The organism is Streptomyces sp. NPDC052236, from assembly GCF_044548015.1.
Lineage (GTDB): Bacteria > Actinomycetota > Actinomycetes > Streptomycetales > Streptomycetaceae > Streptomyces.
Genome location: NZ_JBIUBL010000008.1, coordinates 237704 through 251822 on the forward strand (window position 1 = coordinate 237704; position 14119 = coordinate 251822).

The following is a 14119-nucleotide window of genomic DNA, read 5'->3' on the forward strand; positions in this document are numbered from 1 at the left end:
CATGGCGATGGTCGACACCGGCGACACCCGGCTGCATGTGCAGCGACTGGCCCCCAGGGGCGGCCACCCTGTCACCGCTACCGCGGTGCTCGTCCACGGTCTGCTCACCGACAGCCTGGCCAGCTACTACTTCACCGTGGCACCGGCGTTCGCGGCGGCCGGAATCGAGGTCGTCATGTACGACCTGCGGGGCCACGGCCGCAGTGGGCGCCCCGACAGCGGCTACCGCCTCGACGACAGCATGGATGACCTGGAGGCGCTGCTCGACAGACTTCAGGTGACCGGCCCGGTCCACCTGGTCGGCAACTCCTACGGAGGCACCGTCGCCTTCGGCTACGCCGTACGCCGCCCCGAGCGCGTGGCGAGCGTCTCCCTGATCGAGTCGGAGCCGGCGACCGAGGCATGGGCGGCGAAACTGGGCCGGATCCTGCGGCGGGTGGACACCGAGCTGGCGCGGAACGAAGCCGACGCGCTGGCCTGGATCAGCGCGTATCGCAGCCACCACACCGCCCGCCTCGCGAAGGGCGCGGCGCGCCTCGTACGCGCGACCACGATCGCCCGCGACATCCCGGCCAGCCGGGTGCTGGGCGAGGACCGGATCCGGTCCGTGTCCTGCCCGGTACTGGCCCTCTACGGCGGTGAGTCGGACCTCGCGGAGCAGGCACCGTGGCTGGAGTCGTTGCTGCCCGACTGCCGGACCGTCGTGGTGCCGGGGCACGAGCACTCCGTGCTGGTCGAGGCGTCGGGAACGGTCGGCGGCCACATTCTGTCCTTGATCCACAGGGCGGACCGGGCACGGGACCCGGCTCCGGAGTTGGCGGGGGCGGATCCCCGGTGAGCAGGTTCCTGTTCGTCGTACCGCCCCTGGTCGGGCACATCAACCCAGCGGTGGGCACCGCCGCCGAACTGACCGTGCGGGGGCACCAGGTGGCCTGGGCGTCCGCCGATCCCGAACTCGTCAGGCGGCTCGCGGGCGACAGCGCTGTGGTGTTCCCGTGCGCCGGGCCGGTACCGGGCACGGGCGACGGCGTACGACCGCCGGAGATCCGGGGCCCGGAAGCGCTGAAGTTCCTGTGGGAACGGTTCCTGGCGCCGCTTGCCGAGGCGATGGCTCCCGGGGTGCGGGCGGCCGTTCAGGAGTTCGGCCCTGATGTGGTCGTCGCCGACCAGCAGGCACTCGCCGGCGGGTTCGTCGCCGAGCGGTTGCGCCTGCCGTGGGCCACATCGGCCACCACCTCGGCCGAGTTCACCGATGTACTGGCGGGCATGCCGAAGGTCGCGGCCTGGCTGGACGCGCTCCTCCACGACCTGCGGGCCCGCGTCGGCGATCCGTCGGGTACCGCCGATCCGCGGTTCTCCCCGCACCTGGTGCTCGCGTTCTCCACCCCGGAACTCGTCGGGCCCGGGGCGAGGACGGGCGAGCAGATCCGCTACGTCGGTCCTTCGGTCACGGCCCGCCCGGCGCCACCCGGCTTTCCCTGGAACTGGCTCGACCCCGCCCGCTCCACGGTGCTCGTGACCCTCGGCACCGCCAACACCGATGTCGGGGCCCGCTTTCTCGCCGAGTGCCTCGACGCGCTGCGCCCCCGTGCCGACCGTCTGCAAGCGGTGATCGCCGACCCGGCGAACGCGCTGGGGGCGCTGGGCGCCGACGCCCACGACAAGGACGTACTCATCCTCCGCACCGTCCCGCAGCTCCCCCTCCTGGAACGGGTCGACGCGGTCGTCTGCCACGCCGGGCACAACACCGTGTGTGAGGCGCTCTGGCACGGCGTCCCCCTCGTAGTGGCGCCCATCCGCGACGACCAGCCCGTCGTGGCCGCGCAGGTGGCCGAAGCGGGAGCGGGCGTCCGAGTCAGGTTCGGCCGGGTCACCGCCCCCAAGCTGGGCGGGGCGATCGACGCCGTACTCCACGAACCTGGCTACCGCGCCGCGGCCGACCGGATCCGTACCGCCTTCCGCGCGGCCGGCGGCGCCCACGCGGCAGCGTCCCACCTCGAACGACTGGCCATCGGCGCGCCCTCCAAGGAGGCCCCATGAGCAATGGCGAGCACGAGCACGAGCCCGAGCCCGAGCCCGAGCCCAAAAATGAACTGACGCCCAGCCGAGCCGATCAGGTCGCCGTGCTGCGCCCTGCCTACCAGGCAGACCTGGCCCGTGGCCTGGGCCGGTTCTTCGAAGCCAGGCGGACCGCCTGCCCCTGGTGCGGCTCGGAACGGCTGAAGACACGCCTGCGCACCACCGACCTGCTCCAGCACAAGCCAGGCCGTTTCTCCCTCGACCGATGCCAGAACTGCGGGCACACTTTCCAGAACCCGCGACTGAACGAGGCGGGGCTGGAGTTCTACTACCGCGACTTCTACGACGGCCTGGGGGAGAAGCAGCTCGGCAACACCTTCGCGGGCCGGACCAAGATGTACCGGCAGCGTGCCGAATCCCTGCTGCCCTTCGCCTCCGCCCCCAAGAACTGGCTGGACGTCGGCACCGGTCACGGCCACTTTTGCGAGTCCGCCCGCACCGTCTACCCCGGAACGACCTTCGACGGGCTCGACTTCACCGACGGCGCCGAACTTGCCGAGCGCGCCGGGCGGGTGGAGCGGGGCTACCGCGGCAGCTTCACCGACCTGGCCCCGGAACTCACCGCCCACTACGACGTGGTGAGCATGTTCCACTACCTGGAGCACAGTACGGAGCCCGACCGTGAACTGGCGGCCGCGCACCGGGCGATACATCCTGGCGGGCATCTGCTGATCGAGGTTCCCGACCCCGACAGCCGCTACGCCCGCCTCCTCGGCCGCTGGTGGCTGCCCTGGCTCCAGCCGCAGCACCTGCACTTCATACCGGTGGGGAACCTGCGGCGCGGGCTGACCGACCTCGGCTTCACGGTGGTGGCGGAACAGCACGCCGAGCCGCACGACCCCGTCGATCTCCTCGCCGCCGCCTGGCTGGCCCTCACCGCGGCAGCCCCGCGCGACGACCTTCCCTGGCTGCCGACACCGCCGAACAGGCTCCGGCGCGCCCTGCGCGGCGTGATGGTGATCGCCGGGGCACCCGCCCTGATCCTGGCGACCCTGCTGGACCGGTTCCTGGTCAAACGCTGGTCACACCGGCTGGGCCTGTCCAATGCCTATCGCGTCCTGGCCCGCCGCGACTGACGCGACTGACGCGACTGAGTGACGGGCCGACGGGCCGACGGACCGCAGGGCCCTGTCGAGGGACGGGCCGCCACGGGATATCTTGATATCAAGCAATGTTGCAGACGTGGAGACGTGGAGCGGAGCACCCGGTGACTGACTCGACCATCATCTATACGCACACTGACGAGGCCCCGGCCTTGGCAACGTATTCGTTCTTGCCTGTGGTCGAGGCATACGCCTCGACAGCCGGGGTCACTGTGGAAAGCCGTGACATCTCGCTGGCGGGGCGGATCATCGCCAGCTTCCCCGAGTGGCTTGAGGAAGGCCGGCGTATCGATGACGCACTGGCCGAGCTCGGCAAGCTCGCGAAGACCCCCGGCGCGAACATCATCAAGCTGCCGAACGTCTCGGCTTCGATCCCGCAGCTGAAGGCGGCGATCGCCGAACTGCAGGAGCAGGGCTACGCGCTGCCGGACTACCCGGACGACCCGAAGTCCGACGAGGACCGGGACGTGCGCGCCCGTTACGACAAGATCAAGGGCAGCGCCGTCAACCCGGTGCTCCGCGAGGGCAACTCCGACCGCCGCGCGCCCGCGTCGGTGAAGAACTACGCGAAGACGCACCCGCACCGGATGGGTGCGTGGAGCCCCGAGTCGCAGACGAACGTCGCGACCATGGGTGCCAACGACTTCCGCTCCACCGAGAAGTCCGCGGTCGTCGCCGAGCCCGGCTCGCTGCGGATCGAGCTCACCGGGGACGACGGCAGCACCACAGTCCTGCGCGAGTCGGTACCCGTCCTCGCGGGCGAGGTCGTGGACGCGGCCGTGATGCGCGCCGCGGCGCTGCGCGAGTTCCTGAGCGAGCAGATCGCCCGCGCCAAGGCCGAGGACGTGCTGTTCTCCGTGCACCTCAAGGCCACGATGATGAAGGTCTCCGACCCGATCATCTTCGGCCACGTGGTGCGGGCCTTCTTCCCGAAGACCTTCGCCGCGTACGGCGAGACGCTCGTCGCGGCCGGCCTGAGCCCGAACGACGGGCTCGGCGGCATTCTCAAGGGCCTGGAGTCGCTGCCCGAGGGCGCGGAGATCAAGGCGTCCTTCGAGGCCGAGATGGCCGAGGGCCCCGCGCTGGCGATGGTCGACTCCGACCGTGGCATCACCAATCTGCACGTACCGAGCGATGTCATTGTCGACGCCTCCATGCCGGCGATGATCCGCACCTCCGGCCACATGTGGGGCCCGGACGGCGAGGAGGCCGACACGCTCGCGGTCCTCCCCGACAGCAGCTACTCCGGCGTCTACCAGGTCGTCCTCGACGACTGCCGCGCGAATGGCGCCTTCGACCCGTCGACAATGGGCTCGGTGTCGAACGTCGGTCTGATGGCGCAGAAGGCCGAGGAGTACGGCAGCCACGACAAGACCTTCGAGATCGCCACCCCGGGCACGGTGCGGGTGGTCGACGGCGCCGGCAACGTGGTGCTGGAGCAGGCGGTGAGCCCCGGCGACATCTTCCGTATGTGCCAGGCCAAGGACCTGCCGATCCGCGACTGGGTCAAGCTCGCCGTGACCCGCGCCCGCGCGACCGGTGACCCGGCGATCTTCTGGCTGGACGAGAGCCGCGCGCACGACGCGAAGCTGATCGAGAAGGTCAGGACCTACCTCGCCGACCACGACACCGAGGGCCTGCGGATCGAGATCATGTCGCCGGTCGACGCGACCGCGTTCTCCCTGGAGCGCATCCGCCGGGGCGAGAACACCATCTCGGTCACCGGCAACGTACTGCGCGACTACCTGACCGACCTGTTCCCGATCCTGGAGCTCGGCACGAGCGCCAAGATGCTCTCTGTCGTCCCGCTCATGAACGGCGGCGGACTGTTCGAGACCGGTGCCGGCGGCTCCGCGCCCAAGCACGTCCAGCAGCTCGTCAAAGAGAACTACCTGCGCTGGGACAGCCTGGGCGAGTTCTTCGCGCTCGCGGCCAGCTTCGAGCACCTCGCGCAGACGACGGGCAACGCGCGCGCCCAGGTGCTCGCCGACACCCTTGACCGCGCGACCGCCACCTTCCTCAACGAGGACAAGTCGCCGAGCCGCCGTCTCGGTGGTATCGACAACCGCGGCAGCCACTTCTACCTGGCGCTGTACTGGGCGCAGGAGCTGGCGAAGCAGACCGAGGACGCCCAGCTCGCGGAGGCGTTCGCGGGTCTCGCCAAGACGCTGACCGAGCAGGAGCAGACGATCGTCGGCGAGCTGCTCGCGGTGCAGGGCTCGCCGGTCGACATCGGCGGCTACTACCGGCCCGACGTGGCCAAGGCCACGGCGGTCATGCGCCCGTCGCAGACGTTCAACCAGGCCATCGCGACGCTCGGCTGACGCGACGCGACTGATCGTCTTCCGGAACCGCCCCGGCTGGGTCTCCCAGCCGGGGCGGTTCCATGCGGCCTGGCCTGGCCAGGCCAGGTCACGCTGAGGCGGCGGGCGGAGCCGACGGGACGAGCCAGTCGTACGCCGCCCGGGCCGTGAACTCGCTCTGTCCGCCCGGGAACAGCAGCTCCGCCGCCAGGAACGCGGGGTCGTGGGCCGTCGCGGGCACGTAGGGGACGGCGATACAGCGCATACCGGCCGCGCGCGCCGCAGCCGCCCCCGGCGGCGCGTCCTCCAGCACCACACACTCGCCGGGCCGCGCCCCGAGGCGGCGCGCCGCCTCCACGAAGACATCGGGTTCCGGCTTGCCCCGGGCGACCTCCTCGGCGGAGACGATGGTACGGATGTACGCGTCCAGACCGGTGCCTGCCAGCACCGTTTCGATGGAGGCACGCGACGAGCCGGACGCCACCGCCATCGGGATCCCCTCCAGGTGGAGGCGCTCCACGAACTTCCGCATCTGGGGAAAGACCTCGGTCGAGGCGCGCGCCAGCTCCAGATACGCCTGGTTCTTCCCGGCGAGCAGCTCGTCGACCGGCGCCTCGATCCCGTACTCCCCGCGCAGGGTCTCCAGCGTTTCGCGCGTGCCGATGCCGATGAACCGGGTGTGGTGCTCCCAGCTGAAGTCCGTGACACCGTGCTGGGCCAGCAGCCGCCGTCCCGCTTCGTAATAGTTCGGCTCGCTGTCCACGAGTGTGCCGTCGAGATCGAAAATGACCGAAGTGGTCTGCGCAGTGCCAGTACTCATGGGCTCCAGCATGCCAAGCGGGACTCGGCGTCGTACCGGACGGGGTCGTGCCGGAGGGGTCGTGCAGGACGGGTCTCACCGCGGCGGCGCGCCGCCCGCCGCCCGCCCCACCGAATCGACCAGCGGCAGCAGCCGGTGCGGCACCCGCTCGCGCAACGCCATTTCCGTACGCGTACGCACCACGCCCGGCAGCCGGATCAGCCGCTGGATGACGTCTTCGAGATGCCCGTTGTCCCGCGCGGCCACGCGGGTCAGCAGGTCCCCGCCCCCGGTGATCGAGAACGCCTCGATGATCTCGGGCACGGCCGCGAGCGCGTCGCCGACCTCGTCCAGATGCCCCTGAGTGACTTCGATGTGGACGAAGGCGAGCACCGGATGGCCCAGCGCGGTGAGGGAGAGATACGGCCCGGTGCCGGTGATCACACCGTCCCGCTCCAGCCGGTCGATCCGGGACTGCACAGTGCCACGCGCGACGCCGAGGATCCTGGCGTACTCACGCACACTGGTGCGCGGCTGCTCGATCAGCAGCCGCAGGATGCGGGTGTCGAGTGCGTCCACCGCCATGGCTGTTCTGGCCTCCCTCCGGCCGCATCGTATTCCGTTGGCACGCAGCGCGACCATGATCTGTAGGTCTGACTGTGCCAATGGCCCAGTCTTTCACGTACCGCTTGAGCCATTGGGGTAACGGGTGTTCTCATATGAACATCAATGGCGCTGCGGTCTCCGCGGCGCCTTTTGCATGTGCGCAGGGCGTCAAGTGAAAGCAGGGTCGAAAGCAGTGGTGAAGAGGATGTTCCTGGTGCCGGATCCGGGTCGGCTGCGGCTGCGCGGCGCCACTCGGGCCGTCCTCGGCGTCGGTCTGGCTGTCGCCCTGGGCGCTCTCACCGGGCACAGCCTCACCGCCGTCATCACCGGCGGTCTCGCCGCGATGCTCGCCCTCTTCACGGTCACCGACGTGACGGTCCGCGGCCAGGCCGCCACCACCGCCCTGCTGCCCGCTGCCGGCTTCCCGGTGCTCGCTCTCGCGGCCGGGCTGCATGACGTACCGCTGGTGCGCGACGCGGCGTTTCTGGCCGTCGCGGGCCTCGGGGTGTACGCCCGGCGCTGGGGCCCGCGCGGCCATGCCCTGGGCGTCTTCGCCTTCATGACCTTCTTCGTGGCGCAGTTCCTGCACACGGTGCCCGCGCAGCTGCCCGGTCTGTACTCCGCAGTCGCCCTTGCCCTGCTCGCCTCCTCGGCCGTCCGCTTCGGCCTGTGGTGCTACGAGCGGCGGCAGCCGCCACCCGCCCCGCCGGCCCTGCCGGCCGGCTCCGGCCTGGTGCGGACCACCACCCGCCAGGCGATCCAAGTGACCGTCGCGGGCGGGTTCGCGCTCGTGGTGGGCCAGGTCCTGTCCGAAGGGCGCTGGTACTGGGCCGTCGGCGCCGCCTGGTGGATCTTCGTGAACACCTCCTCCCGCGGCGAAACCCTGGTCCGTGGTTTCCGGCGGATCCTCGGTACGGTCGTGGGCATCGCCGCCGGGCTGCTCCTCGCCCTGCCGCTGCACGGCGCGGTGGCCCCCACGGCCGTGCTCGTGGCGGTCTGCGTCTTCGCGATCTTCTACACCGCCCCGGTTTCGTACACCTGGATGATGCTGGCCGTGACGTTGATGGTCGCGCTGCTGTACGGGCTCCTCGGGGTGCTGGACCCCAGCCTGCTCGCGCTGCGTCTCGCCGAGACCGGCGTCGGCGCGCTCGGCGCGGCGCTGGCCGTGACCTTCGTACTGCCCGTCACGACGCACGCCGCGACCAACGCCTGGATCGAGCGCGCCGTGCACTGCGTTCACGGCTGCACCACCACGGCCGCGCGCCGCCTGTCCGGGGACGAGAACGCCGATCCGGCGCCGCTCGCGGCCGAACTGGAGTTGCTGCTCGGCCGCGTACGGCTGTCACTCGGCCCGCTCGTCCACCCGCTCAGCCCGCTGCGGGCCCGCAAGGCACGTGCCCGCCAGGTGATCGCGCTGCTCGACGACTGCGCCCGCGAGGTACGCGGCCTCGCCGCCGTCGCCGCCGACCCGGACGCCTCCCACGACGCCCGGCTGGCCGCGGCCTGCCGACGGGTCGAGGCGGCCGTACACGCGCTGCTGGAGCCCGCCGCCAGGCCGCCGAAGGCCGCCGTGGATGCCGTCGATGCCATCGATTCCGTATCGGCGCCGCCGCATCATCCCGCGGCCGAGGCCGCCCTGACCCATCTGCACGGTCTTGAGCAGGCGCTCGTGGACCTCGCCGCGCCGCTGCGCACCTCGCCGCGCGCGCCGCTTGTGCCTGCCTGACGGGTCCGGACCGCCTGCTACCGTCGGCCGGGGGCTGAAGCGGGGCCAGTGGGCGGAGAGGGGAATCGCGGTGGGCGACAGAAGCGCCGGAGGGACCAGCCGGGGTGGAGAGGGCGGAGGAGAAGGCGGCCGGGACAGCGGCCCGGACGGCCGTGCCGGCCGTGCTGGACGGGCCTTCATCGGGTCGTTCACGTCGGCCGGGGGACGCGGGATCATCGCCGCCTCCGTGGACCGGGAGACCGGTGCGCTGACGCGGACAGGGTCGAGCGACGCCATCGCCGACCCGTCGTATCTCGCCCTCGCGGTCGCCTCCGGTGGTTCCGGTGGTTCCGGTGGTGCGGTCCTGTACGCCGTGTCCGAGACGGCCGAGGGCGCGGTGGCCGCCTTCGACGTGGCCGGCGCGTCGCCGCGGCCGATCGGTGAGCGCGTACCGGTGCGCGGCGCGAGCCCCACGCACCTCGCGCTCGCCTCGGGCCATCTGCTGACCGCCAACTACGGCTCGGGCAGCGTCAGCGTGCTCCCCGTCCGGGCCGACGGCACACCGGCCGAGCCCAGCGGCGTACTGCTCCACGAGGGCGCCGGACCGCACCCGGAGCGGCAGAGCCGCCCGCACGCACACCAGGTGGTGCCCGACCCGACCGGGCGCTGGGTGCTGAGCGTCGACCTCGGCACCGATTCCGTACGGATCTGCGCCCTGGACGAGCAGAGCGGCGAGCTGAGGTTGCACCGCGAGACCGCGCTGCGCCCGGGGACGGGACCGCGCCACCTCGCCTTCCACCCCGAGGGCGGCCACGCCTATGTGCTGAACGAGCTCGAACCGACCCTCACCGTCTGCCGCTGGGACGCGGAGTCGGGCGTACTCGAACCGCTCGGCGAGACGGCGGTGCTGCCGGACGGGGCGGCAGGGCCGTCCTACCCCTCCGAGGTGGTCGTCTCGCACGACGCGCGCCATCTGTGGGTCGCCAACCGCGGCCACGACAGCATCGCCGTCCTCACGCTGGACGAGACGGGCGAGAAGGCCGCACTGGTCACAACGGTGCCGTGCGGTGGGCGCTGGCCGCGTGACCTGGCCCTGGATCCCACGGGACGCAGGCTGTACGCGGCCAATGAGCGCTCCGGGGACGTCACCTGGTTCGACATCGACCCGGAGACGGGCGTTCCGCGCAGGACGGGCTCCCTCGACGTTCCCGCCGCCTCCTGCGTGATCTTCGCCTGACAACAGGGTTCCTCTGACATCACGGCGCGAGGGCCCGCACCATTCGCGTTCGCGTGGTGCGGGCCCTTCCGCGTCCGTACGGCCGGGTCCTCGCGGGCCGTCAGTGCGCGGGGGAGTCCTGCGGCTGCGGGCTGATGCCCAGCGTCGTCATGTACTGCGACAGCACCAGCCTGCCGATCGCCGGGTACGCGCCGAGCGGATCGGCGACGGCGCAGCCGGCCTCCTTCGCGGCGGCGTCGAGCAGACCACCGGGCAGCTCCGGGCCCACCAGGTACGGAGCCAGGGCGAGCTGCACAGAGCCGGAGCCGCGCAGCTGGTCCGCGATCGCGCCGATGGCGCCGTCCTCGTCCAGCGCGGCAGCCATGACCGGCACCGCGAGGCGCGCGGCCAGCAGCATGCCGGTGATCCCGGCGGCGCGGACGGCCTCCTCGCCGCCGACCGTGGCCAGGATGATGCCGTCGGCCGCCGTGGCCACGGTGAACAGCCGGGCGCGGTCGGCGCGCGCCAGACCGGCCTCCGAGAGCCGGACGTGCAGGGCTTCGGCGAGCAGCGGGTGCGGGCCGAGGACGTCGGTCAGCTCGGCGCGCGTGCGGCTGTCCGTGACAGCCTGGCGGACCCGGCGCATCAGGGCGCTGTCCGGGCCGGCGAGCAGCGGCACCACGACGGCGGTGGGGCCCTCGGGCGCGGTCACTTCACGGCCCGCGGCCATCGCCAGCTCGTACCGCTCGGTGCGGCGGGCAGCGGTGTGCGCGAGGACGGCTTCGAGCGTGGGGTACTCGGCGTCGTCTCCGTCGAGATAACCGATGGCCACATCGAGCCCGGGCAGCTCGGAACGGGCGATGCTGATGACGTCTTCGGCCAGGCTGCGGGTGGCGGGCGCGGGATCGCCGGGCACGGCGAGTACGAGCGCGGGCGCGCCCTCAGGAGCCGCCACGGGCTCCGGGCGGCGGTGCCGCCCGGACTGGCGGGGTCGCGGCATTCGTACAGGCAGGCCGGGTGGAGGCCCAGTGGGGGAGCTCATGGCGTCGAATGCTACTGGTTTCGGGGGCGAGGCTGTTCACGGAGGGGGCCGTCAGGTGTCATCTGTCCTTATTTATCCGATGAATGTCGTACGCGTCACCTGTCCTGCTCTGTCGCGGTGGTCTGTTGGTGGTTCGTTTGGTGGTTCGTCGCCGGCACGTGCAGCAGGGTCGGATGGCGCGGCAGCCGCAGCGAGCCGGTGGCGAGCGCGGCGGCGAGGACCACCGCCCCGGTGAGTGGATCCCCCGCCGCGGACACCGGCCGTGCGTGCGGGAGTTGCTCGGCCAGCTCGGCCCTCAGTGGTACGAGGAGAGGGTCGCCCAGTTTCAACAGCCCGCCTGTCAGCGCGACTTCGCAACCCTCGCCTGTCCCGTCGGCCGACGGGCACACGGCGGCAGCCGCCTGCGCGATATACCGGGCGGCGCGGGCGAGGATGTCCGCCGCCACCGGGTCGACGTCCGCGCACCGGGCGACTTCCGGGGCGAACGAGGCGAGCACCGCGGCCCGGTCGGAGCGGGGATAGAGCAGCCCCGGCATCTCCGGCGCCGGACCGAACACCGACTCCATCCGGGCCAGGAGAGGCGCCGAACCTCCCCGCCGCTCGCCGTGCCCGTCGTGGGCGCGCAACGCGGCCTCAAGACCTGCCCGGCCGATCCAGGCCCCGCCACCGCAGTCGCCCAGAAGATGACCCCAGCCGTCGGCGCGATGCCACTCGGACAGGTCGGTGCCCAGCGCGATCATGCCGGTGCCCGCCGCCACCACGGCCCCGGGCCGCTGGCCGAGGGCCCCGGCGTACGCGGTGACCGCGTCGGCGGCCAGCGCCACGCGCCGTACACCCAGGGAACGCGCCAGGGCCGCGGGCAGTTCGGCGCGGAGCTCGCCGCCGAGCGTCGCCATCCCGGCGGCGCCGATCGCTACCGCGGACAGGGTGGTGCCCCCGGCCCGCTCCAGGAGCGCGCGAGCCATCGACAGCAACTGGCCGAGCAGATGCCCCGCGTCGATGCCCGCGGCTCCGGTGCGCACCGGCTCGCGCGACACCTCCGTGTCGGCCGGCTGCGCGCGGTCGGTCTGCCCGGCGAGCGCCAAGACCTCGGTGTCCGCGAGCGCGGCACGCAGCCCGGAACCGCCGGAGTCGACTCCGAGCACCCAGCTCACGGCAGAAGCCAGTCCACCGGCTGCGCTCCCTGGCGTTCCAGGAGTTCATTGGTCCGGCTGAACGGGCGGGACCCGAAGAACCCGCGGTCCGCGGACATGGGGGAGGGGTGCGAGGACTCGATCGCCGGAAGGTCGCCGAGCAGCGGACGCAGATTGCGGGCGTCACGCCCCCACAGCACGGACACCAGAGGCTTGCCGCGCGCGGCAAGAGCCCGGATGGCCTGCTCGGTCACCTCCTCCCATCCCTTGCCGCGGTGCGCGGCGGGCTTACGGGGCGCGGTGGTGAGCGCCCTGTTGAGCAGCAGCACCCCCTGCTGGGCCCACGGTGTGAGGTCCCCGTTGGCGGGACGGGGGTGCCCCAGGTCCGCGTGCATCTCCCGGAAGATGTTGTCCAGGCTGCCGGGCACCGGCCGCACCTCGGGCGCCACCGAGAAGCTCAGCCCCACGGCATGCCCGGGCGTGGGGTACGGATCCTGGCCGACGATGAGGACACGTACCTCGTCGAAGGGCTGCTGGAAGGCGCGCAGCACATTCGGTCCGGCCGGCAAGTAGGTGCGCCCCGCGGCGATCTCGGCGCGCAGGAAGTCGCCCATCGAGGCGATGCGTTCGGCTACCGGGGCGAGCGCATCCGCCCACCCGGGCCCGACGATTTCTTTCAAGGGTCGTGCCACGGGGCGTCACTCTACTGGTGCCACGGCTGGTGTTTTTACCTGTCCTCAACTGTCCTTTCCATCCAGGCTGATCCAGGCCAATCCAGGTCGGTTCAGGCCGAATTCAGGTCAGACCATGGCAACGTCAGTCCATGGCAACTGCCCGCACGCAGAGCACGTCCGGCAGATGCGAGGCGAGCAGGTGCCAGCTGTCCCCGTCGTCGGCGCTCGCGTACAGCTCGCCGTTGCGATTGCCGAAGTAGACACCCGCCGGATCCGCGTCGTCCGTGCGCAGCGCGTCCCGCAGCACCGTGCCGAAGTGGTCCCCCTCGGGCAGCCCGGCCGACAGCGCCTCCCAGGTGCCGCCCGCGTCGCTCGTGCGGTAGACGCGGCAGCGGCGCCCGGCCGGGACGCGGTCCGCGTCCGCGGTGATCGGGAAGACGTACGCCGTATTGGGGCGGTGCGGATGCGCGGCGACCGCGAAGCCGAAGTCGGACGGCAGGCCCGCGCCGATGTCGGTCCACTTGCCTCCTCCGTCGTCGCTGCGGAAGACGCCCCAGTGGTTCTGCAGATACAGCCGGTCCTCGTCGACCGCGTCCTTCGCGATCTTGTGGACGCACTGCCCGAACTCCGGGTTGGGGTCGGGCATGAAGACCGCCGAGACCCCCTCGTTGGACGGCGCCCAGCTCGCCCCGCCGTCCCGGGAGCGGAACACCCCGGCCGTCGACACCGCCACCAGCAGGGAGTCCGGGTCCCGGGAGTCCGTCACGACGGTGTGCACCGCTTCCCCGCCGCCGCCCGGCACCCATTGGGAGCGTGTCGGGTGCTCCCACAGCGGCCGTACGAGCTCGAAGGTCTCGCCGCCGTCCTCCGAGCGGAACAGCGCTGCCGGCTCCGTGCCCGCGTAGACCACGTCCGGTGCCTCGGGGCCGGCCGGATGCAGCTGCCAGACCCGCTCCAGGGACGCTCCCGTGTCCTTGGGGAACTTCACCGCGGGCTTCTCCGGCTCGACCCAGGTCTTGCCGAGGTCGTCGGAGTGGAATACCGAGGGGCCCCAGTGCAGGCTGTCGCCGCCGACCAGCAGGCGGGGCACGGGCCTGCGTGTGTCGATGGCGATCGAGTACACCGCCTGGGCATTGAAGTGCGGGCCGTCGAACTCCCACGCTCCGCCGCTCCTGCGGCCGATGAAGAGTCCTTTGCGTGTACCGACGGTCAGCAGTACATCGGTCATGACGGATACCTCCAGGACGCCTTTGTCTTGAGACAGAATTCAGTCTGCACCCGGCCACTGACAGCGGCCCGTGGACCGGGTTCGCACGTACCAAGGGCAGACCGGCCAGGGCTCGAGAACTCATCGGTCCCCGCGGTCCCAGCCTTGTACGAAGGATGTCGTAATTTCACGATCGCCGTAGTACGGTGTCTCTCGTACTAGTCGATGCATCGCACGCACCGCACGCATCGC

Annotated in this window: 12 protein-coding genes; 6 read left to right on the plus strand and 6 right to left on the minus strand. The window is 71.7% G+C overall.

Annotation, left to right across the window (positions count from 1 at the left end):
* The first annotated feature begins 1 nt into the window (after position 1).
* The 4 genes from ACIHCQ_RS16335 to ACIHCQ_RS16350 all read left to right on the plus strand — a co-directional run bounded on the left by ACIHCQ_RS16335 (position 2) and on the right by ACIHCQ_RS16350 (position 5506).
* Positions 2–838, plus strand: coding sequence for an alpha/beta fold hydrolase (locus tag ACIHCQ_RS16335; RefSeq protein WP_399662428.1), 837 nt, complete (start codon positions 2–4; stop codon positions 836–838).
* Positions 835–2040, plus strand: a complete 1206-nt coding sequence (locus ACIHCQ_RS16340) for a glycosyltransferase (protein WP_399662430.1) — start codon at positions 835–837, stop codon at positions 2038–2040. The genes ACIHCQ_RS16335 and ACIHCQ_RS16340 overlap by 4 nt, the downstream gene beginning before the upstream one ends.
* Positions 2037–3155 (plus strand): class I SAM-dependent methyltransferase, encoded by a 1119-nt coding sequence (locus ACIHCQ_RS16345; RefSeq protein WP_399662432.1) that lies wholly within the window; start codon positions 2037–2039, stop codon positions 3153–3155. Before ACIHCQ_RS16340 ends, ACIHCQ_RS16345 begins: the two co-directional genes overlap by 4 nt.
* A gap of 131 nt (positions 3156–3286) precedes the next feature.
* On the plus strand, positions 3287–5506 hold the full coding sequence (locus ACIHCQ_RS16350) for an NADP-dependent isocitrate dehydrogenase (protein ID WP_399662434.1): 2220 nt from the start codon (positions 3287–3289) through the stop codon (positions 5504–5506).
* 88 nt (positions 5507–5594) lie between these two features.
* On the opposite strand, the gene ACIHCQ_RS16355 is transcribed toward ACIHCQ_RS16350, so the two are convergent.
* Together ACIHCQ_RS16355 and ACIHCQ_RS16360 are read right to left on the minus strand one after the other, a co-directional pair.
* Entirely contained in the window at positions 5595–6305 is a 711-nt protein-coding gene (locus ACIHCQ_RS16355) for an HAD family hydrolase (protein ID WP_399662436.1), read from the minus strand.
* 75 nt (positions 6306–6380) lie between these two features.
* Positions 6381–6869: an Lrp/AsnC family transcriptional regulator gene (locus ACIHCQ_RS16360; RefSeq protein ID WP_399662438.1), complete on the minus strand. Its 489-nt coding sequence runs from the start codon at positions 6867–6869 to the stop codon at positions 6381–6383.
* Between the two features lie 214 nt (positions 6870–7083).
* Between ACIHCQ_RS16360 and ACIHCQ_RS16365 the strand changes: the two genes are divergently transcribed.
* Complete coding sequence (locus tag ACIHCQ_RS16365; RefSeq protein ID WP_399662440.1) at positions 7084–8616, plus strand: FUSC family protein; 1533 nt, start codon at positions 7084–7086, stop codon at positions 8614–8616.
* 178 nt (positions 8617–8794) lie between these two features.
* Entirely contained in the window at positions 8795–9832 is a 1038-nt protein-coding gene (locus ACIHCQ_RS16370; protein ID WP_399662590.1) for a lactonase family protein, read from the plus strand.
* 100 nt (positions 9833–9932) lie between these two features.
* Here ACIHCQ_RS16370 and ACIHCQ_RS16375 read toward each other — a convergent pair whose 3' ends face one another.
* The 4 genes from ACIHCQ_RS16375 to ACIHCQ_RS16390 form a co-directional block, all read right to left on the minus strand.
* Positions 9933–10853, minus strand: a complete 921-nt coding sequence (locus ACIHCQ_RS16375; RefSeq protein ID WP_399662441.1) for a sirohydrochlorin chelatase — start codon at positions 10851–10853, stop codon at positions 9933–9935.
* A 95-nt stretch (positions 10854–10948) separates the two neighbouring features.
* Positions 10949–12019: an N-acetylglucosamine kinase gene (locus ACIHCQ_RS16380; protein ID WP_399662592.1), complete on the minus strand. Its 1071-nt coding sequence runs from the start codon at positions 12017–12019 to the stop codon at positions 10949–10951.
* Positions 12004–12666 carry a uracil-DNA glycosylase gene (locus ACIHCQ_RS16385; protein WP_399662594.1) on the minus strand — a complete coding sequence of 221 codons (663 nt, stop codon included), beginning with the start codon at positions 12664–12666 and terminating at the stop codon, positions 12004–12006. Before ACIHCQ_RS16385 ends, ACIHCQ_RS16380 begins: the two co-directional genes overlap by 16 nt.
* Before the next feature lie 136 nt (positions 12667–12802).
* Positions 12803–13888, minus strand: a complete 1086-nt coding sequence (locus ACIHCQ_RS16390; RefSeq protein ID WP_399662443.1) for a WD40/YVTN/BNR-like repeat-containing protein — start codon at positions 13886–13888, stop codon at positions 12803–12805.
* Positions 13889–14119 lie beyond the last annotated feature (231 nt).

What these genes read in the sequence shown, in the direction of transcription:
- ACIHCQ_RS16335 (WP_399662428.1), top strand. Translation starts at nt 2, where the DNA reads ATGGCGATGGTCGACACCGGCGACACCCGGCTGCATGTGCAGCGACTG.
- ACIHCQ_RS16345 (WP_399662432.1), top strand. Translation starts at nt 2,037, where the DNA reads ATGAGCAATGGCGAGCACGAGCACGAGCCCGAGCCCGAGCCCGAGCCC.
- ACIHCQ_RS16355 (WP_399662436.1), bottom strand. Translation starts at nt 6,305, where the DNA reads ATGAGTACTGGCACTGCGCAGACCACTTCGGTCATTTTCGATCTCGAC.
- ACIHCQ_RS16360 (WP_399662438.1), bottom strand. Translation starts at nt 6,869, where the DNA reads ATGGCGGTGGACGCACTCGACACCCGCATCCTGCGGCTGCTGATCGAG.
- ACIHCQ_RS16375 (WP_399662441.1), bottom strand. Translation starts at nt 10,853, where the DNA reads ATGAGCTCCCCCACTGGGCCTCCACCCGGCCTGCCTGTACGAATGCCG.
- ACIHCQ_RS16390 (WP_399662443.1), bottom strand. Translation starts at nt 13,888, where the DNA reads ATGACCGATGTACTGCTGACCGTCGGTACACGCAAAGGACTCTTCATC.